Below are 19,375 nucleotides of genomic sequence, written 5' to 3'. Positions count from 1 at the left end.
CCCCCCAGGGGGGGTGTGAGAGTGCGATCCAGTTGCGCGTCCGCCGCCGCTGTGGCCCCCCCGGGATGGGCGTGAGAGTGCAATCCAGTCGCCGTCCGCCACCCCCCAGGGGCCCCCAGAGGGGCGTGAGAGTGCGATCCAGCACCCACCCACGCGGGCCGTCGCGTCAGGCGCGACCGGCGAGCGTCGTCACCAGACGGTCCAGGGCGTCGGCGAGGATCTGCGGGGACGTCGCCAGGTTCAGGCGGACGTGCCCGGCGCCCTCGTCGCCGAACGTCGGGCCGGAGTTGACCGCCAACCGGCCACGGTGGAGCAGGAGCCGCGCGGGGTCGGTGCCGCTGCCGGCGACCGCCGGGGTGTCACGGACGTCGAGCCACGCGAAGTAGGTCGCCGCCGGGCGGTGCCACCGGGCGGTCGGCAGCCGCTCGGTCAGCGCGTCGTCCACCATCTGCTGGTGGCTCCGGATGCTCCCTCGCACGTCGGCGAGCCACGCTTCACCGTGGCGGTAGGCCGCCTGGTGGGCGATCGACGCGACGTGGCTGACGCCATGGCCGACGATCTCCGGGAGGCGCGTGAGGTCGTCGGCCGCGGCACCGGGCACGGCGAGGGCGGCCTTGAGGCCCGCCAGGTTGAACGCCTTCGACGCGGAGTGCAGCGCGATGGCGTCGGGGATCACCGTCGTGGTGGGGACGAACGGCTCGTCGCCGACGGCGAGCGGTGCGTGGATCTCGTCGGCGACGACGCGGACGCCGTGCCGTGCGGCGAGGTCGCCGACGGCGCGCAGCTCGTCCGCGGTGTGCAGGGTCCCGGTCGGGTTGTGCGGGTGGCACAGCAGGTAGGCGCGGGCGCCGGCGAACGCGCGGTCGAGCGCGTCGAGGTCCAGCCGGCCCGCGGGGGTGAGGGGTGCGGTGACGACGCGACGCCCGGCGTGCTCGAGGAACGACCGGAACGGCGGGTACACGGGCGGGTTGATGACGACGGCGTCGCCCGGTGCCGAGACGAGCCGCATCAGCTCGACCGCGCCGAGCATGACGTCCGGGACCAGCCGGGTGCGGTCGACGGGCACGTCCCAGCCGTGGTGGCGGGCGGCGAAGTCGGCGAACGCCTCGGCGTAGGCCGTGCCGCGCGGGCTGGTGGGCCCGACCTCGTACCCGGTGTCACCGGCGAGCATCGCCCCGCTGACGGCGGTGACCACGGCGTCGAGCGGCCGGACGTCCATCTCGGCGACGAACGCCGGCAGCACGTCCTGCGGGTAGGTGTGCCACTTCAGGGAGGTGCGCCGTCGCAGCTCGGCGACCGTGACGTCGAACGGGGAACCCATGCCGTGCAGGGTAGACGGCGCGACCAGCGACGACGAGGCCCCGGCTGCCGCGCGTGCGGCGGCCGGGGCCCCGAGATGCTGTCCGTGCCGAGCGCGTCAGAGGGACGCGCGCACCGTCCGGGTCGCCTGGACCAGGTGCTCGAGGGACGGCGTGATCTCCTCGTAGCGGCGGGTCTTGAGGCCGCAGTCCGGGTTCACCCAGAGCTGGTCGACCTCGATGGTGCGGACGGCCTCGGTGAGCAGCTCCGTGACCTCCTCCTGCGACGGGACGCGCGGCGAGTGGATGTCGTAGACGCCCGGGCCGACGGCACGCGGGTACCCCGCAGCGGCGATGTCGCCGAGGATCTCCATCTTCGAGCGCGCGGCCTCGATGCTCGTCACGTCGGCGTCGAGACCGTCGATCGCCTCCATGATCTCGCCGAACTCCGAGTAGCACAGGTGCGTGTGGATCTGCGTCTCGGGGCGCACGCCGGCCGTCGACAGGCGGAACGAGCTGACTGACCAGTCGAGGTACGCGGCGTGGGCCTTCTCGCGCAGGGGCAGCAGCTCACGGATCGCGGGCTCGTCGACCTGGACGATCCCGATACCCGCGGCCTCGAGGTCGGCGATCTCGTCGCGCAGCGCGAGCGCCACCTGGTTGGCGGTGTCCCCGAGCGGCTGGTCGTCGCGGACGAACGACCACGCCAGGATCGTCACCGGGCCGGTGAGCATGCCCTTCATCGGCTTCGACGTGAGCGACTGGGCGTACTGCGCCCACGCGACCGTAATGGGTGCCGGGCGCGACACGTCCCCCCAGAGGATCGACGGGCGGGTGCAGCGCGAGCCGTACGACTGGACCCAGCCGTTCTGCGTCACGGAGAAGCCGTCGAGGTTCTCGGCGAAGTACTGGACCATGTCGTTGCGCTCGGGCTCGCCGTGCACCAGGACGTCGAGGCCGATCCGCTCCTGCAGCTCGACGACGCGGCGGACCTCCGCCTTCATCTCGTCCTCGTACTGCTCGGCGGTGAGCTCGCCCTTGCCGAAGGCGGCGCGCGCCTTGCGGATCTCGGGCGTCTGCGGGAACGACCCGATGGTCGTCGTGGGCAGCGCGGGGAGGTTCAGGCGCGCCGCCTGAGCGGCCTTGCGCTCGGCGAACGGGCCGCGGCGGAACTGCTCGTCGGTCAGCGCCGAGACGCGCTCGCGGACCTCGGGGCGCACGACCCCCGGGGCGGTGGCGCGCGAGCTCACGGCGTCGGACGCGGCGAGCAGCTGCTCGTGGATCGCCTCCCGACCCTCGGTCAGGCCCTCGGCGAGCGTGGCGACCTCGCGGACCTTCTCGTCGGCGAACGCCAGCCACTGCACGAGCGTGCGGTCGAGCGCGGGCTCGTCCTCGAGGGTGTGCGGGACGTGGAACAGCGACGTCGACGTGCCGACGGTGACGGCGGCGGCACCGAGGGTCTCGAGCTGCTCGAGGATCGCGAGCTTCTTGTCGAGGTCCGCGCGCCAGATGTTGTGCCCGTCGACCACGCCGCCGACGAGCGTCTTGCCGGCCAGGCCCGCGACGGGGACCGTCGGGGCGTCGCCGCGGACGAGGTCGAGCGCGAGGGCCTCGACGTCGGTGGCCGCGACCACGGGCAGCGCGGAGCCGAGGTCGCCGTACGGCGCCGCGAGCAGGATCGCCGGGCGCTGCGGGCGCGCGAGCTCGGTCGCGAGGACCCGGTACGCGCGGGTCGTCGCCTCGGCCAGCACGTCGGCGGACACCCCGACGGAGTCGGACACCAGCGCCGGCTCCTCGATCTGCACCCACGTGGCGCCGGCGGCGGCGAGCGCGGTCAGCAGCCGGACGTAGACGGGCAGGATGTCGTCGAGACGGTCGATCGGCGAGAAGCCGGAGGGCGCGTCCTCGGTCGGCTTGGCCAGCGCCAGGTACGTCACGGGGCCCACGACGACGGGCCGCGTGAGCACGCCCTCGGCGAGCGCCTCGGTGAACTCCGCGACCGGGCGGTCCGACGCGTACCGGAACTGCGTGTCCGGGCCGATCTCGGGCACGAGGTAGTGGTAGTTGGTGTCGAACCACTTGGTCATCTCGAGCGGGAGGTCGTCACCGCGCCCGCGGGCCACGGTCGAGTACCCGGCCAGGTCGAGACGGCCGTCGGCGTCCTGCAGGTCCGCGAAGCGTGCCGGGACGGCTCCGACGAGCGCGGTGGCGTCGAGCACCTGGTCGTAGAAGGAGAACGCGCTCGGGATCGCCGGGACGTCGGTCGCCAGGCCGAGCTCGGCCAGGCGGGTACGCGTGCGCCGACGCAGGTCGGCGGCGACGGCCTCGACCTCGTCCGCGGACGACCGGCCGGCCCAGAACGCCTCGAGGGCCTTCTTGAGCTCGCGGCGCGGGCCGATGCGGGGGTAGCCGAGGACGGAGCCTGCGGGGAAGGCCGGGGTCGCCGGCTGGGCGGGCGTGGTGTCGGTCATGACAGGTTTCCTCGCGGTGTCGTCGTGGACGCGTCGGCGGCGGTGCCGTCGGGCGCGGTGAGGTCGTGGTGCGTGACGGCGCTGCGGCGCCCGCCGACGAGGTCCGCCCCGTCGAGCAGGTCGAGCGCAGCCTCGTGCTTGTTGAACGTGTAGACGTGGACGCCCGGCGCACCGCCGTCGAGGACGCGGTTCACGAGGTCGACCCCCGCCTGCGTGCCGCGGCGGTGCCGCTCGGCGGGGTCGTCCGTCGAGCCGAGCAGGTCGAGCAGGTGACGCGGGACGGGGACGCCCGTGAGCTCCTGGACCCGCAGCAGGCGCGCGGGGTCGGTGGTCGGGATGATGCCGGGGACGATCGGGATGGTGACGCCGGCAGCGCGGGCCTCGGCGACCAGGCCCAGGTAGGCCTCGGCGTCGAAGAAGACCTGCGAGATCGCGAAGTCGGCGCCCGCCTCCTGCTTGGCGAGCAGCGCCTGGACGTCCTGCGTGCGCGTACCGCCCGTGGCGTGGTTGCCGCGCGGGAACGCCGCGACCGCGACCGACAGAGGACGCACCCGGGCGCGCACCGCCTGGGCGGGGCTCCTGACGCAGCGGCGCTGCTCGATGTCGCGCAGCAGCTCGACGAGCTCGGCGGCGGTGTGCACGCCCTCGGGGTGCGGAGACCAGTCCGGCTGGCCCGCGGGCGGGTCGCCGCGCAGGGCGAGGAAGGAGCGCACGCCCTCGTCGAGGAACTCCTCGACGATCGTGGAGATCTCGTCACGTGACGTGCCCACGCAGGTCAGGTGGGCGATCGGGTTCAACGACGTCTCGCGCAGCAGCCGACGGACCAGCGCGCGAGTGGTCTGCCGCGTCTGACCGGACGCGCCGTACGTGACCGACACGAAGTCGGGCTCCACGGTCTCGAGCTCGCGCACCGTCGACCACAGGCGCGGTGCCGCGTCGGGGTTGCGCGGGGGGAACAGCTCGAAGGAGACGGTCGGGCGGTCCAGTGCCCCCGCCTGCTCCGCCCGCCGACGAGCGGCGCGCGAGTGCTGTGGTGCGGTGACCGTCTCGGTCTCGATCTCGGCCACGATGCTCATCGTGTCGCGGGCGGGGTCGTCGGGCGGGTGCTGCCGCACGAGGGGTCGGTGGCACAGGTGCGCACGTTCATCGTCACTCCATCGTTCCTGGCGGAAGCACCCACACCCTCGCGAGGAGGGGGGTTGCTGCGGCGTCGTCGAGCCAGGTCTCTCAGCCGCTCTGGATGGTCGTGCCAGAGCATAACCGGTCGCTCTGTGCACCCGGACGGGCGGTCGGCACGTGAGACGGCGGCCGGCCGAGGCGGACACGGCGGACGTCCGCCGCAACCCCGCCGCCGCGGCGGGGGCCCGCGCTCCGGTCAGCGTCGCCGGCGGTGCAGGTTCAGCGACGACTCGCGGGACGTGCGCTGGTGCGGCAGCCCGAACCACGACGACGTCGGTGCGGCGACGGGGACGCGGAGCAGGCCGTCCTGGACGGCCTCCAGGACGTAGGGGTCGGGATCCCCCGGGGACAGCCACGCGTCGTGCGCCGCGCGCACGGCGTCGTCCCGCCCGCCGTCGTCCCCCTGGTCCGTCATGTGGGGCACCCTAGCCCGTCGTCCTGCGTCTGCCGACCCCCCGACGCGTGCGTCACTCCGCGGGAGTAGCGGTGTCCGAGACCTCGCCCGTGCTCGTCCGACGCGCCACCAGGCAGCCGGCCAGGTGGTCGTCCACCACCCCGCACGCCTGCATCGCCGCGTACGCCGTGGTCGGCCCGACGAACCTGAACCCGAGCTGCTTGAGCTCCTTGGCCAGCGCCGCGGACGCGAGGGTGCGACCGGGCACCTCCGCCGACGTCCGCGGCCGCGGGCCGGGCTCGGGGGCGTACGACCACAGCACCTCGTCCAGCGTGCGCCCCGACTCGTGGAGCGTCAGCAGCGCGCGGGCGTTGGCGATCGTCGCCTCGATCTTGGCCCGGTTGCGGACGATCCCCGGGTCGGCCATCAGCCGCGCCACGTCGTCGTCCCCGTAGGTCGCCACGACCTGCGGGTCGAACCCCGCGAACGCCTCCCGGAACGCGGGGCGCTTGCGCAGGATCGTGATCCACGCCAGGCCCGACTGGAACGCCTCGAGGGAGACCCGCTCGTACAGGGCGTGCTCGTCGTGCACCGGCACCCCCCACTCGTCGTCGTGGTACGCCGCGTACAGGGGGTCGGTGCCGCCGAAGCAGCGGAACGGTGCGGTCGTCGTGGTCATGCCCCGAGTGTGCTCCGTGGGCCCGACGTGGGGGACGAGAGCGGCAGGACCTGGGGACGAGCCCGTCACGCGGCGGGGCTGTGGTCGGCTCGTCCGCTCAGAACAGCGGCCACGGCACCGGGGAGGCGTCGCCGTCGGGCGCGGGGAACCGCCCGCTCGCCAGCAGCCGGTCGCACCGCTCGGCGAGCGCGTCGACCTCGGGTGGCGCGAGCAGCGCGGCGAGGTGCTCCCCGAGCTCCCCGGCGACCTCCGAGCGCACGCGCCGCACACCGGCCGTCTCGTCCGCGTCGAGGGGCTCGCCGACCCAGCCCCACAGCACCGTGCGCAGCTTGGGCTCGGTGTGGAACGTGACGCCGTGGTCCACGCCGTACCGGTGGCCGCCGGCCACCGGGAGCACGTGTCCGCCCTTGCGGTCGGCGTTGTTCAGCAGCACGTCGAGCACGGCCATGCGGCGCAGTGCGACGGAGTCCTCGTGGACCACCGCCACCGGTCGGCCGCGCTCGTCCGTCCCCTCGAGCACGGTGCACCACCCCTGCGCCGGCACGGCCGATGCCGGGACCACGTCGACGGGGTCCTGCTGCGGGTCCGGCTCCTGCCACAGCTGCACCATCCCGGGCCCCAGGGGTCCGTCACGCAGCCAGGTGCGCGGCACGACGTCCCAGCCGAGGGTCTGCGAGACGAGGTACGCCGCCACCTCCCGCTGCGCCAGCGTGCCCTCCGGGAAGTCCCACAGCGGGCGCTCGCCGGCCACCGGCTTGTAGACGACCGCGACGTCGCGGACCGTGCCGACGAACGTCGCGTTGGACGCGGCGGTGAGACGACCGACGATCTGCAGCTCGTCGTCGTCCAGGTCGACGTCGCCCGGCTCGTCCGGTGACGTCACGCGCCGTCGGGTGGTGCGCAGACGTGGCCGTCGGGGTCGATCGGCTCCCCGCAGACGACGCAGAGCGGCCGGCCCGCGTCCACCACGCCGCGCGTGCGCTGGACGAACGCCCGCGCCGTGCCGACCGGCATCCGCACCAGCAGCACCTCGCTGGGCTCGCCCGTCTCGTCGGCCAGCGCGTCCGCGACCGTCTCGACGGGGAACGCCTCGACCACCACCTGCAGCGTGCGCGGGTCCCAGCCGAGGCGCATCGCCCCGGTGCGGAACAGCGGCTCGACGGGCTGGCCGATCGGGTCGTCGTCGACCAGCTCGGGCGGGGTCTCCCGGGGCACGGTCACCGGGTGGGTCTCGTCGGTCGCGAGGTCGTCGAGCAGCTCCTCGACCAGGTCGGCCAGCGCCGCGGACTGCTGCTTCTCCAGGACGACGCTCGCGGACCGCTCACCCATGCGTACCTGCAGGTAGAAGGTGCGCTCGCCCGGGCGGCCGACGGTGCCGACGACGACGCGGTCCGGCCAGTCGAACTCGTGGACGAGGGCGGTCATGGGTCGAGTGTACGAAGGGTCAGTCCGCGGCGTCGGTCGAGTCGTGCCCGGCCCCGCCGCCCACCGGAGCGTCGTCGGCGTGGCGGGCCGCGCCCAGCCACCCGAGGTCGCCGAGCTGCGTGTTGGTGGCGATCACGTGCGGTCGCAGCGGCCCGTAGCGAACCAGCGAGACCGACGCGGGGCCCACTTCGAGACGCTGGAACAGGTCCAGGTGCATGCCCAGGGCGTCGGCGAGGACCGACTTGATGACGTCACCGTGGCTCACGGCCGCCCAGACCGCGCCCGCGCCGTGCTGCTCCTCGACCGCGGCGTCGTGCCGCCGCACCGCCGCCACGGCCCGCGCCTGCATCGCAGGCAGGGACTCGCCCCCGGGGAACGTGACGGCCGCGGGGTGCGTCTGGACCGTCGACCACAGTGCCTCGCGGGCGAGGTCAGCCAGCGACCGGCCCTGCCAGTCCCCGTAGTCGCACTCGGTCAGCGCGTCGTCGACCGTCACGTCCGGGGCGCCGCCCTGCCGTCGCAGCAGCAGGTCCGACGTCTCCCGGCACCGCTCCAGCGGGCTCGTCACCACGCCGACGAGGGGCACTGCCGCGAGGCGGTCCGCGGTGCGCTCGGCCTGCGCGCGCCCGACGTCGTCGAGCGGGACCCCCGCGGCGCGCCCCGCCAGGATGCCCCGGACGTTGGCGTCGGTGCGACCGTGACGGACGAGCAGGACGGTGGCCACCCCCGCAGCCTAGGCAGCGGCCCGGGGAGCGGCAGGACGCGCGCCGGAGTCTGCCGGTCCTCAGGTGCCCGCTCGGCCGGTCCGGCTGAGTGCGGACCCCCGTGCGACGAGCGTCGAGCGTGACGAGCCTCTGAGGGGACGCGCCTCAGCCGATCGCGGCCAGGGCCTTACGGATGCGCGTCGGCGAGACCGGCACCGGCGTCCCCAGCTGCTGCGCGAAGAGGCTGACCCGCAGCTCCTCGAGCAGCCAGCGCACGTCGTCGAGGGCGGCGTCACGGTCCGGGTCCGGGGAGGCGGTCGCGGCGCGCTCGCGGGCCGCGGTGTAGAGCTGCTCGACGTCGTGCACCTGCCACGCGAGGTCGGCGTCACGCGTCGGGTTGTCCGCCGCCTTCGCCAGCCGGTGCCGGGCGGCGCGCAGGTAACGCACCAGCTGGGGCAGGCGGTCGGCACCGACACGGGACACGAACCCGTCGTGGACGAGGGCCGCCGCCTGCTCGCGCACGTCCTGCGCGGTCGCCAGCAGCGCGAGGCTGCTCGTGGCGCGCACGTCCGAGTCCAGCTCCCGCCACGCGGACAGGACGCCGACGAGGTCGCCGACGACGCGGTGCACGTCGTCCTCGAGGCCGTCACGCACCGCACCGCGCAGCGTGGCGTACGCGTCGGCGTCGCGGATGTCGCGCGGCGTACGTCCCTGCAGGTGGCGGGTCATGAGCCGGTCGATCGACGCGAGCTGGACGTCGGCGACCAGCGCGTCGGTGCTCGGGTACGGGGACGCGGCGAGGGCGAGCGCCTGCGTGCCGGTCCACCGGCTCGTGACGCGGGGGGACGCGAGCCCGACGTCGAGCAGCAGCAGGCGGCGCAGGCCGCGACGGGCGGCGGCCTGCGCGACCGCGGCGTCGGCGAGCACGCGCAGCGCGACGGTCGCGCGGGCTCCGGAGCCCTCCTCGACGAGCGTCGGGTAGGCGCGGACGACGCCGCCCGCCGGGGTGCGCGCCTCGATGACGTCGGGGAACGCCGGCACGTCGGGCCACGTCGTGAGGCCGGTGCGCTCGAGGTCCGGGGTCGCGCCGGGTCCCGCCGGGGCGCCGGGGGCGTGACTGGATTGCACTCTCGCGCCCGGGGTGGGGGTGGTGGGGGCCGGGGCGTGACTGGATTGCACTCTCGCGCCAGGAGGGGGGGTGGCGGGGGGGTGGGCGGGGGTGGGCTGGGGGGGAGCGGGCGGCGTGGTGCCGGCCTGGGCCGCTGCCTGCTCCATGGCGGCGCGCACGGCCGTGCGCACCGCGGAGGAGACGGCGTCCTGCGCGCGGTCGGCCAGCCGCCGCTGCAGGGCGAGCAGGTCCTTGCCCTCGTCGACGACGCCCCCGCGGTCCCCGACGACGCGGAACGTCATGCGCAGGTGGGCGGGCAGCCGGTCCTCGTCGACGGCGTCGGCGGGCACCTCGACGTCCCGCAGCGCCCGCACGGCGCGCGCGAACATCTCGCGGAACGACGGCGCCGCGTCGGCCGCCCGGACGGTGTCGACCCACGACGCCGAGTTCTCCTCGAGCCACGCGTCGACGGCCCGCGCGACGTCGGGCGCGGGGACGAGCTGCACGCGCACCGGCTTGGGCAGCGCGCGGATCGTCGCCGTCAGCAGCTCGGCGCGCATGCCCGGGACCATCCAGTCGAAGCCCTCGGGCCGCACGCGCGGCAGCTGCGAGAGGGGGATGTGGACGGTGACGCCGTCGGCCTCGGTGCCGGGCTCGAACTGGTACGTCAGCGGGAACGACAGCTCGCCCTGCGGCCAGCGCGACGGGAACGCGTGCTCGTCGATCTCGGCGGCGTCGTCCCCGACCAGCAGCTCGCGCGTGAAGGACAGCAGGTCCGGGTCGGCGCGCTTGGCGACCTTCCACCAGGTGTCGAAGTGCCGCGCGGACACGACCTCGGGCGGGATGCGCGCGTCGTAGAAGTCGAAGAGCGCGTCGTCGTCGACGACGAGGTCGCGGCGCCGGGCACGGGCCTCGAGCGCCTCGGCCTCGTCGAGCAGGCGGCGGTTCTCGTGGAAGAACGTGTGGTGCGTCGTCCACTCGCCCTGCACGAGCGCGTGCCGGACGAACAGCTCGCGCGCCTGCTCCGGGTCCGTCTTGGCGAGCAGCACGCGACGCTGCGCGACGACCGGCACGCCGTACAGCAGCACCTTCTCGTTGACCATCGCCGCGCCCTGCCGCGTCGACCACGCCGGCTCGGAGTACGTGCGCTTCACCAGGTGCGCGGCGGCCTCCTCGACCCACGCCGGGTCGACCTTCGCGACGTCGCGCGCCCACAGCCGCGACGTCTCGACGAGCTCCGCGGCCATCACCCACGACGGGGGCTTCCGCGACAGGCCCGAGCCCGGGAAGATCGCGAACCGCGCGCCGCGCGCGCCGAGGTACTCGTTGCGGGCGCGCGCGTCGGGCTTGCGCGGCTTGCCGTCGCGGCCCTTGGGCGGGTTGCCCGCGGCGACGTCGGTGACGAGCTGCATGCCGATCTGCGACAGCAACCCGGGCAGCATCGCGCGGTGGATCGTGTCGCCGTCCCACGTCCAGCGGGTCTGCACGGCGTCGGGGCGCTCGACGGTGCCGGCGTCCTGCGTCGGTGCGCCCGTCGGGGTGTGCCGGCCGCCGTCGCGCCGACCGTCGCGCCCGTGCCCGTCGGCCGCCGGGGCGACGTCCGACGTCGGGGTCGGTGCGCCCTTCGCGTGCACGCCCAGGCCCTTGGCCATCTCGCGCAGCTGCGTGACGACGTCCTGCCACTCGCGCACGCGCAGGTAGTGCAGGTGCTCGGACTTGCACATGCGGCGGAACGCCGAGCCGGACAGCTCGCGCTGCCGGTCCCGCAGGTACGTCCACAGGTTGAGGTAGGTGAGCAGGTCCGACGACGGGTCGGCGAAGCGGCGGTGCAGCGCGTCCGCCGTCTCGCGGGACTCGGCGGGGCGCTCACGGGGGTCCTGGATGGACAGCGCGGCGGCGATGACCACGACCTCGCGCGCGACGCCGCGGCGTCCGGCCTCGACGACCATGCGCGCGAGACGCGGGTCGATGGGCAGCTGGGCGAGCTGGCGGCCCGTCTCGGTGAGGCGCGTGCGGCCGCGGACCTCCTCGAGCGCGTGCAGCTCGGTGAGCAGGCCGACGCCGTCGCGGACCGAGCGGACGTCCGGCGGGTCGACGAACGGGAAGTCCACGACCTCGTCCGGGGACGTCACGACGCCCACCGCGATCATCTGCAGGATCACCGACGCCAGCGACGTGCGCAGGATCTCCGGCTCGGTGTACTCCGGGCGGGACTCGAAGTCCTCCTCGCTGTACAGCCGGATCGCGATGCCGGGGGCGACGCGGCCGGAGCGGCCCGAGCGCTGGTTGGCCGACGCCTGCGAGATCGGCTCGATCGGCAGCCGCTGCACCTTCGTCGCCTTCGAGTACCGCGAGATGCGCGCCGTCCCGGGGTCGACGACGTACCGCACGCCCGGGACCGTCAGCGACGTCTCCGCGACGTTGGTCGCCAGGATGACGCGCCGGCGCGTGTGCGGCTCGAACACGCGGCGCTGCTCCGCGGCCGACAGCCGCGCGTACAGCGGCACGATGTCGACGCCGTTCGGGTGCTTCGGGTCGACGCGCGGGCCGAGCGAGCCGCGCAGCGCGTCCTCGGAGTCGCGGATCTCCCGCTCGCCGGACAGGAACACCAGGATGTCGCCCGGTCCCTCGCCCATGAGCTCGTCGACGGCCTCCGTGATGCCGGTGACGAGGTCGCGGTCCGGGGCGTCGTCGGGGGACAGCGGCTGGTAGCGCAGCTCGACGGGGAACGTGCGGCCGCTGACCTCGACGACGGGCGCGGGGACGCCGTCGGGGTGTTCCTCGGTCGGCGGGCCGGCGAAGTGCCGCGCGAACCGGTCCGAGTCGATCGTCGCGGAGGTGATGACGAGCTTGAGGTCCGGGCGCTGCGGCAGCAGCCGCGTGAGGTACCCGAGGATGAAGTCGATGTTGAGGCTGCGCTCGTGGGCCTCGTCGATGATGAGCGTGTCGTACATCCGCAGCATCGGGTCGCGCTGGATCTGCGCGAGCAGGATGCCGTCGGTCATCACCTTGACGAGCGTCGAGTCCGACGACTCGTCGGTGAAGCGCACCTGGTAGCCGACGACGCCGCCGAGGGGGACGTTCAGCTCGTCCGCGATGCGCTCGGCGACCGTGCGGGCCGCGATGCGGCGCGGCTGCGTGTGGCCGATCTGCCCCGCCCGGCCGCGGCCCAGCTCGAGGGCGATCTTCGGGATCTGCGTCGTCTTGCCGGACCCGGTCTCACCGGCGACGACGACGACCTGGTGGTCGCGCAGCGCGTCGGAGATCTCGTGGCGGCGTGCCGAGACGGGGAGCTGCTCGGGGTAGACGATCGGGGGGAGGGTGACCGCCGCGCGGGCCTCGGCGGTGCGGGCGAGGTGGGCGTCGTCGCGGCGGGGGCGGCGGGCTGCGTCATGGCGGGGAGCTCGCGCGCGGGACGAGCGCTCGCGGCCCTGGCCCTCGGAGGGCGAGGGATCGCCGGACGGGCGCTCGCCGGACGGGCGCTCGCCGGACGACTGTCCAGCGGACGACTGATCCCGCCCCTGGCCCGCGGCGGCCTGACCTTCGCGTGGCTGGTCCCGGCCCCGTCGCCCTGCACCCCGCCTCGCGCGGGGGCCACGTCGCCGCCCGGGACCGCGCGGACCTTCGGTGGGCGGAACCTCGGCGCGCGGACCCTCGGCGCGCGCACCCTCGGGGGGTGCCGCGTCGGCGGGGGCGGGCTCGGACGTGCTCACGACCCACCATCCTCCCAGGCGGTGAGGGGGGCTTCACGTCCATTCCCCACAGCGTCGACCCGAGCGCGGCGGGTCCCGTCGAGCCGGGACCTCCCCACGCGTGACTCGCCGCCGACCACGATCACGGCGGTGCACGGCGCCAGGCGCGAGTCGAGTGGGACGCGGCACGCGAGCGGCGCCCCGCCGTCCACCACTCGGGACGCGCCCCCCGCGAGACCGGGATTGCTCGGCTCAGGACCCACCAGAAGCCATCAGATCCCGGTCTCGTGACACGCCAGTCCCGGGATGTGGACGCCGGGGCTCGCAGCGGCTGCGCCATGGCCGTGAGCACCGAGGCAGAAGTCGAGGGTGGCTCTTCCGGGGGCACTGCGGTGGGCCGTCGCCGACGACGGGCACGTCACCCGGACCGTGATCACCCGGACCGTGATCACCCGGACCGTGATCACCGGACCGTGATCACCCGGACCGTGATCACCGGACCGTGATCACCCGGACAGTGATCACCCGCCCGTGATCACCCCGACCGTGATCACCCCGACCGTGATCACCCCGACCGTGATCACCCGGACCGTTCGCCGCCCAGCCCCGGCAGCAGCTCCTCCGGCAGCTCCTCGACGGGCACGACGACGAGGTCCTCGACCTTCCAGTCGAGGTCGGTGACGGCGTCCCACGCCTCCTGCAGCTGCTGCTGCGTCGGCGTCCCGTCGCGTGCCACGACGAACGCCTCGACGTGGAAGACGTGCCCCTGGTCGCGCACGCGCGACGCGGCGCTGCCGACCCACTCCAGCCCGCGCAGCGTCTCGTCGATGGCACCGCCGAGCGGGTGCGGCTCCGACCCGTCGACCGTGGTCGCGCGGGCGTCCATGAGGGCCGCGACGGCGCTGCGCAGGTTCTTGACGCCGTCGTGCAGGATGCTCGCCGAGATGAACACCGCGGCCGCGGAGTCCGCCCACCACAGCCCGACGCCGATGCCGAGGACCCCGACGATCCCGCCGACCCCCGTCATCCAGTCGGCCTTGTTCATGTCCGCGTCGGCGTGCAGCACGCGGTCGTGCAGCTGCTCGGCGAGCGGCATCTTGGCCCGTCCCAGCAGGACGGCCGGAACGCACGTGTAGGCCAGCACCGCGACCATGAGCCACCCGGACCAGATCTGGTGCCCCAGCACGACGATCAGCCCCACGGGCGGGTGCTCGCCGGCCAGCAGCCCGGACACGGAGTCGAACACCAGGAACGCACCCATCGTCAGCAGGGCGGTCGCGGCGACCAGGTGCCCGATGCCGACGGACCGGTGGTAGCCGTACGGGTGCCGCTCGGTGGGGACGCGGCCCGTGATGCGCATCGCCACGAGGAACGCGATCGGCGGGATGAACGACAGCAGGTCCTCGGCCCACGCCGCCTTCATCGCCTGCGAGCTGCCCATCACCAGGTACACCAGCGTCACGGCCGTGACGAGGAACGCGATCGTCAGCCACGCGAGGCGCTTGGCCTTGCGGGCCGCGTCGCGCGCCTCGGGCGGCAGCTCGGTGTTGCCGAACCGGAACGACTGCTCCACCGCACCCTGGGTCACGGCGCCTCCACCTCCTGGGCGAGCAGGTAGCGCTCGAGCTCGACGAGGAACGCGTTCTCGCCCATCGGCGTGAGCATGACGTGCCCCTCGGGCTTGCCGTCCGCGTCGGTGACGGTGACGTACGCGACCGTGACGGCGGCGTGCGACGTCCACGGCGACGAGGCCGTGAGCCCCCCGATCACGAGGTCCAGGTCACCGCGCTCGAGGTCCCCGACGAGCTCCTCCTCGCCGCCCGACGTCCACACGACGTCCGCGTCGAGCGTGTCCGCGAAGCCCTCGACGAGGTCCACCTCCAGGCCCGTCGGGGTCCCGTCCGTCGTCACCGTCCACGGCTCGTGCGGCGAGACGCCGACGCGCAGCTCACCGCCGCGCACGCGGTCGAGCGTGCCGTCGGGGTCGGTCGGCACGGTGACGCCGCACGCCGCGAGGCCGACGACGGCGAGGGGGAGGACCGCGAGGAGCGTCGGACCCGCGCCGCCGCGCGGCCACCCGGTCATGGTCATGGCCCCATTGCACGCCGTGAGCGGCGTTCTCGCACGTCAGGAGCCGGTCATGTTCCGCAGCTGCTCGACGTCCACGAGCCCCCGGACGACCGGCCCGATCATCACCAGGTACATCAGCGCGAAGAACGTCGCACCGATCAGCGTGAAGCCGATCGCGTTGCCCAGCGCGCCGGGCGAGCGGAGGTGCCCGAGCACCTTGCGCACGAGGTGACGGGGGTGCTTCACGTCCCACGAGTTGAGGCGCACGTGGCGGCCCAGGTAGATGCCGAACGCGACCAGCAGCAGCAGCACCCCCTCCAGCACGCGTGCCGGCGTGCCGGTCAGCGGCGCGGCCGAGTCCACACCGCCGAGGACGAGCAGGAGCAGCACGACCAGGAACACGTTCAGCACCGTCGTCAGGACGCCCGACATCGCCAGCACCAGCACCGACAGGACGTCGTACCACTCGGGCACCCGCTCGCCCTGGCGCCGGTGGTTGAGGTTGAGCTCGGTGATGAGGTAGCCCGAGTTGGGCAGCAGCAGCAGCCACACCAGTCCCAGCACCGCACCGACCGCCCCCACGAGCGGCCGCGGCGTCCCGACGACGACCAGCGGCAGCAGCACCACCACCGCGAGCCCCAGCACGACGAGCGGCGCCGCCGACAGCACGAGGTTCAGCAGCATCGGCCGGTACAGGCGCGCCCCGTAGACGGGTGCCCGGGCGACGACCAGCAGCGCCGCGAACACGTTCATCAGCAGGACCCCCACGACGAGGCTGGTCAGCACGCGCACTCCCTTCACCGGTGGCGCCCCATCATGTCGTGCGCGGTCCGCGCGCACCGTCGTCCACAGGTGCCCGACGGGACGTGTCCGGAAATCGGTAGGTTCTGCGCATGCGTCGACAGGGGCAGGGCGTCGTGAGGTGCGGGTGGGCGGTGGTCGCTGCCGTCGCGGTGCTGGTCGGCGCGTGCACCGGGGAACCGGGACCCGAGCGGACGACGGCGGCGCCGGCGCCGAGCGCGAGCGCGAGCCCCGTGCCGAGTCCGCCGCCTCGACCGGAGGTGCCGGTGAGGCCGCAGGGGATGGACGAGCCGACGACCGCCGGTGCGACGGCAGCAGCCACGCACTTCTTCGACCTGTACGACTACGCGTTCAGCACCGGCGACACGGGACCCCTGCGGGCGTTGTCCGCCGAGTCCTGCACCTACTGCAACGAGGTTCTCCAGCAGGTGCAGCAGGCCGTCGACGATCGCCTGCTCACCGAGCGGGACCCGTCAGAGATCACCGGCGTCTCCGCGGTGGAGGTGCGACCGGGCGAGTGGTTCACGGTCGAGCTCCGGCGGGTCCAGGGTGAGATCAGGCTGCGAGGCGACGACGGATCGGTCGTCGCCACGGAGCCGACCGGTCCGCCCCTCGACTACGGGCTCGCCCTCTCGTGGACCGACGACCGGTGGACCATCGACGAGGTAGGCCTCACGGCGGCGCCTGAATGACCGGCACCCTGGCAGTTGCGGTCGTTCTCGTGGCGGCCGCCCACCTGACCTCCGTGCCCGGACCGCCGTCCAACGGCCTGCCGGGGAGCACGCGGACCCAGATCGCGGCGGCAGCCAACAGCGGGTACGTCGACCTCGTCGGGGACCGATCCCAGCGCCAGCACGCCGACGAGGCGAACCCCGCCACCCAGGCCGCCACCGGCCGCCGGTGGAGGTCCGTCAACGCGATCGGGTGCACGCGCGGCCTGCTGCCCGCTGCCCCGGACGTCGACGGGCTGTGCGACGACGGTCTTCCCTCGGTGTACGTCATGCAGTGCGACCTCGCCGACTGGCAGCTGCCCCGCTGGCGCAGCTACCTCGACCCCGGCGCGAGCGAGTGGAGCCCGTGGGAGCAGGTCGACTACGGCACGTGCCCGGCGGACCGGGTCCCGGCGATGACGGCCGAGGACTTCCGGCGGCTCCCGCTGCCGGCGCCGATGCTCGTCAAGCAGCCCGAGGGCGACTGGGTGCTGGTGAACATCGAGACGATCGTGCGGACCGACCCTGCGCCGGTCGTCCTGACCACGGACCTGCTGGGGTACCAGGTGGAGGTGGAGGCGCGACCCGACGTCTTCACGTACGACTTCGGCGACGGCTCGGAGCCCCTCGTCACGCGCGACGCGGGCAGCGCGTGGCCCGACTTCACGACGCACCACGTCTACGAGCAGCCCGGTCAGGCGTCGATCACGCTCACCACCACGTGGACCGGCCGGTACCGGCTCGTCGGCACCGACGACTGGCTGGACGTCGCCGGCACGGCCCGGACCAGCACTACCGGCCCCGCGTTCCGCATCGAGGAGCGCACGTCGCGCCTGGTCGCGGACCTGTGCACGGACCGGCCCACGCCTCCGGACTGCTGAGCCCCGCCTCGCGCGGGCCGGCCGCCCGTCAGGGGCAGGTGTCGCCCGGGGGGCCGCCCGCGATCCTCTCGTGCGTCCACGCGAGCAGGTCCGGCACCAGCGGGGAGTCGGCCTCCACGAGGTCGACGTGGTCGAGCCCTGCGTACGAGCGGTGGTCGACGGCGTACCCGGCGGCGCACCGCTCGTCCACGTACTCGTCCTGCGAGGACGCCACGACGATGGAGTCCGTGGTGCCCTGTGCCACGAGCAGCGGCGCAGGGATCGGGCCGGACGGCACGTTCTCGTCGAGCCGCTCGCCGAAGGCGCCGGTGTACGGGTCGGCGTGCTCCCACACCGGCTGGTCGAGCAGGAGCGCGGTCAGCGCGGAGACCACCACGCCACGCTCGGCGAGGCACCGCTGCGCCATCTCCTGGACGATCACGCGGGCGCCGGGCCGCACGACGTCGTCGAGCCGCACGTCCGGGTACGTCGTGGCGTACCCCTGCGCGAGGTACGCCGCGAACAGCGCGCCCACCGACACCTCGGGCAGGTGCGCGAGCAGCGCGGACGGGTTCGACGCGGGGGCCAGCGCCGCGACGCCGAGCAGCTCGACATCGGGCGCGTACTCCGGCGCGACGATGCCCGTCCACAGGGCCGCGCCGCCGCCCTGCGAGTGGCCCCAGACCACGTTCCGGTCGCTCAGGGCGACGTCCTCGAGCTCGTGCGCCGCGCGGACCGCGTCCAGGACGTCGTAGGCCGCCGCCCGCCCGACCAGATACGCGTGCGGCCCGTCGGTGCCCAGGCCCGCGTAGTCGGTCGCGACGAGCGCCCAGCCCTGCGCGAGCACGTCGTCCACGACGAACATGGCGCCCGCCGCGAGGCCGTCGGGCAGCACGGACGGCGCGCAGCCGGGGGTCACGCCCGTCGTGCCGTGCGCCCACGCGACGACGTCGGCGGGCCCGGCGTTCGCGCCCGTCGCGGCGCGCGGCGCGACGACCAGGCCGGACGCCACGGTGGGCGTCCCGTCCTCGCGGGTCGTCGTGTAGAGGATCCGCCACGCCGCCGCGTCGGCGGGCACCTCGGCGGACGCGAACGGTTCGCTCCTCAGCAGGCGCCCGGGCTCGGCGGGCACGTCGGCGGGCGCGGCGTAGAAGTCGTCGGGCTGGTGCGTGCCGCGGTCGATGCCGATGCCCGCCGCCACCAGGGCGAGGGTGACGACGAGCGCGACGACCTCGCCGACGACCCGCCGTGCTCCCGGCCGTGCGCGGCGCTCCCAGCGGGTGGGGCGGCGCGGACCGGCGCCGCGCACGGCCGCAGCGACCCCGCGCAGGCCCGCGAACAGCACGCTCACCCCGACCAGCACGGCGACGACGAGCACCGTGACGTCCGGCCACGCGAGCGCCAGGACGCCGAGCAGCAGCGACGTGGCACCCGACAGCAGCGCGCCGGTACGCCCCGACCCGCTCGCGCGCTGCGCCGCGAGCACGTCGAGGACGCCGTCGAGGACCAGGACGACGCCGACCGCGACGGCGAGCACCCGGATCGTCGGCCCGGGCCACAGCGCGACGACGAGCGCCGCGGCAAGGTACGCGGCCCCGGCGAGCCACCACCAGCGCGACGGGACGACGTCGGGCGTGGTGTCGTCAGCCGCCGGGCGGCCGGTGACGAGCCGGACAACGCCCAGCACCACGAGCCCGACGGCGACGCCGACCACCAGCACCGCGAGCGACACGAACGGCCGCAGCGCCAGCAGCGCACCCACCGGCACGGCGACCAGGGACCCGACGAGCAGCGCCCACCGTCGCGCGCCGCCGCCGCGCCCTGCCGGACGAGCGCCTGCGTCGAGCCCTGTCATGCACCCGACCGTACCGACGCGGCACGCCGCGCCCGACGTCCCCGCGTGCGCTGCGCGCCGTGTCGCGGACGACGCCCCGGGAGAGGGCCTCGCACCGCGTCCGATGAGAGCGTCCTCACACTTTGGGGT

15 protein-coding genes and 1 riboswitch are annotated in these 19,375 nt (G+C 74.5%); of the genes, 2 read left to right on the top strand and 13 right to left on the bottom strand.

Annotation, left to right across the window (positions count from 1 at the left end):
- Positions 1–166: 166 nt before the first annotated feature.
- The 12 genes from IR158_RS09620 to IR158_RS09565 form a co-directional block, all read right to left on the bottom strand.
- The gene (locus IR158_RS09620) at positions 167–1,321 is read right to left on the bottom strand and encodes an aminotransferase class I/II-fold pyridoxal phosphate-dependent enzyme (RefSeq protein WP_291812416.1); all 1,155 of its coding nucleotides are present in this window, start codon (positions 1,319–1,321) and stop codon (positions 167–169) included.
- Positions 1,322–1,417: 96 nt separating this feature from the next.
- Positions 1,418–3,769, bottom strand: coding sequence for a 5-methyltetrahydropteroyltriglutamate--homocysteine S-methyltransferase (gene metE, locus IR158_RS09615; protein WP_291812414.1), 2,352 nt, complete (start codon positions 3,767–3,769; stop codon positions 1,418–1,420).
- Positions 3,766–4,845, bottom strand: coding sequence for a methylenetetrahydrofolate reductase (locus tag IR158_RS09610; RefSeq protein WP_291813343.1), 1,080 nt, complete (start codon positions 4,843–4,845; stop codon positions 3,766–3,768). The genes metE and IR158_RS09610 overlap by 4 nt, the downstream gene beginning before the upstream one ends.
- Before the next feature lie 64 nt (positions 4,846–4,909).
- Positions 4,910–5,016, bottom strand: a riboswitch (SAM riboswitch).
- 128 nt (positions 5,017–5,144) lie between these two features.
- A complete protein-coding gene (locus IR158_RS09605) occupies positions 5,145–5,363 on the bottom strand; it encodes a hypothetical protein (RefSeq protein WP_291812412.1) in 219 nt (72 codons plus the stop codon).
- 52 nt (positions 5,364–5,415) lie between these two features.
- On the bottom strand, positions 5,416–6,021 hold the full coding sequence (locus IR158_RS09600; protein ID WP_291812410.1) for a DNA-3-methyladenine glycosylase I: 606 nt from the start codon (positions 6,019–6,021) through the stop codon (positions 5,416–5,418).
- A gap of 97 nt (positions 6,022–6,118) precedes the next feature.
- On the bottom strand, positions 6,119–6,904 hold the full coding sequence (locus tag IR158_RS09595) for an SCO1664 family protein (RefSeq protein ID WP_291812409.1): 786 nt from the start codon (positions 6,902–6,904) through the stop codon (positions 6,119–6,121).
- On the bottom strand, positions 6,901–7,446 hold the full coding sequence (locus tag IR158_RS09590) for a DUF3090 domain-containing protein (RefSeq protein WP_291812407.1): 546 nt from the start codon (positions 7,444–7,446) through the stop codon (positions 6,901–6,903). Before IR158_RS09590 ends, IR158_RS09595 begins: the two co-directional genes overlap by 4 nt.
- Before the next feature lie 19 nt (positions 7,447–7,465).
- Entirely contained in the window at positions 7,466–8,170 is a 705-nt protein-coding gene (locus IR158_RS09585) for an MSMEG_4193 family putative phosphomutase (RefSeq protein WP_291812405.1), read from the bottom strand.
- A gap of 145 nt (positions 8,171–8,315) precedes the next feature.
- A complete protein-coding gene (gene hrpA / locus IR158_RS09580) occupies positions 8,316–12,971 on the bottom strand; it encodes an ATP-dependent RNA helicase HrpA (protein ID WP_291812404.1) in 4,656 nt (1,551 codons plus the stop codon).
- Positions 12,972–13,530: 559 nt separating this feature from the next.
- On the bottom strand, positions 13,531–14,538 hold the full coding sequence (locus IR158_RS09575; protein WP_291812402.1) for a cation transporter: 1,008 nt from the start codon (positions 14,536–14,538) through the stop codon (positions 13,531–13,533).
- Positions 14,535–15,041 (bottom strand): transporter substrate-binding domain-containing protein, encoded by a 507-nt coding sequence (locus tag IR158_RS09570; RefSeq protein ID WP_291812400.1) that lies wholly within the window; start codon positions 15,039–15,041, stop codon positions 14,535–14,537. The genes IR158_RS09575 and IR158_RS09570 overlap by 4 nt, the downstream gene beginning before the upstream one ends.
- 36 nt (positions 15,042–15,077) lie before the next feature.
- A complete protein-coding gene (locus IR158_RS09565; RefSeq protein WP_291812398.1) occupies positions 15,078–15,806 on the bottom strand; it encodes a DUF1361 domain-containing protein in 729 nt (242 codons plus the stop codon).
- Positions 15,807–16,087: 281 nt separating this feature from the next.
- Between IR158_RS09565 and IR158_RS09560 the strand changes: the two genes are divergently transcribed.
- Together IR158_RS09560 and IR158_RS09555 are read left to right on the top strand one after the other, a co-directional pair.
- On the top strand, positions 16,088–16,513 hold the full coding sequence (locus tag IR158_RS09560; RefSeq protein ID WP_291812396.1) for a DUF6318 family protein: 426 nt from the start codon (positions 16,088–16,090) through the stop codon (positions 16,511–16,513).
- Positions 16,510–17,412, top strand: a complete 903-nt coding sequence (locus tag IR158_RS09555) for a hypothetical protein (protein ID WP_291812395.1) — start codon at positions 16,510–16,512, stop codon at positions 17,410–17,412. Before IR158_RS09560 ends, IR158_RS09555 begins: the two co-directional genes overlap by 4 nt.
- Positions 17,413–17,440: 28 nt before the next feature.
- Here the strand turns inward: IR158_RS09555 and IR158_RS09550 are convergent, their stop codons facing one another.
- Positions 17,441–19,246 carry a lipase family protein gene (locus tag IR158_RS09550; RefSeq protein ID WP_291812393.1) on the bottom strand — a complete coding sequence of 602 codons (1,806 nt, stop codon included), beginning with the start codon at positions 19,244–19,246 and terminating at the stop codon, positions 17,441–17,443.
- Between the last annotated feature and the right edge of the window lie 129 nt (positions 19,247–19,375).

This window comes from Cellulomonas sp., from assembly GCF_015234515.1.
In the GTDB taxonomy this organism is placed as follows: Bacteria; Actinomycetota; Actinomycetes; order Actinomycetales; family Cellulomonadaceae; genus Cellulomonas.
Note: the sequence above shows the minus strand (reverse complement) of the source record. Positions and strands in the feature narration are given on the sequence as shown.

Coding starts and splice junctions, on each gene's coding strand:
- IR158_RS09620 (WP_291812416.1), bottom strand. CDS start 1,321: ATGGGTTCCCCGTTCGACGTCACGGTCGCCGAGCTGCGACGGCGCACC.
- metE (WP_291812414.1), bottom strand. CDS start 3,769: ATGACCGACACCACGCCCGCCCAGCCGGCGACCCCGGCCTTCCCCGCA.
- IR158_RS09610 (WP_291813343.1), bottom strand. CDS start 4,845: ATGAGCATCGTGGCCGAGATCGAGACCGAGACGGTCACCGCACCACAG.
- IR158_RS09605 (WP_291812412.1), bottom strand. CDS start 5,363: ATGACGGACCAGGGGGACGACGGCGGGCGGGACGACGCCGTGCGCGCG.
- IR158_RS09600 (WP_291812410.1), bottom strand. CDS start 6,021: ATGACCACGACGACCGCACCGTTCCGCTGCTTCGGCGGCACCGACCCC.
- IR158_RS09590 (WP_291812407.1), bottom strand. CDS start 7,446: ATGACCGCCCTCGTCCACGAGTTCGACTGGCCGGACCGCGTCGTCGTC.
- IR158_RS09570 (WP_291812400.1), bottom strand. CDS start 15,041: ATGACCATGACCGGGTGGCCGCGCGGCGGCGCGGGTCCGACGCTCCTC.
- IR158_RS09555 (WP_291812395.1), top strand. CDS start 16,510: ATGACCGGCACCCTGGCAGTTGCGGTCGTTCTCGTGGCGGCCGCCCAC.
- IR158_RS09550 (WP_291812393.1), bottom strand. CDS start 19,246: ATGACAGGGCTCGACGCAGGCGCTCGTCCGGCAGGGCGCGGCGGCGGC.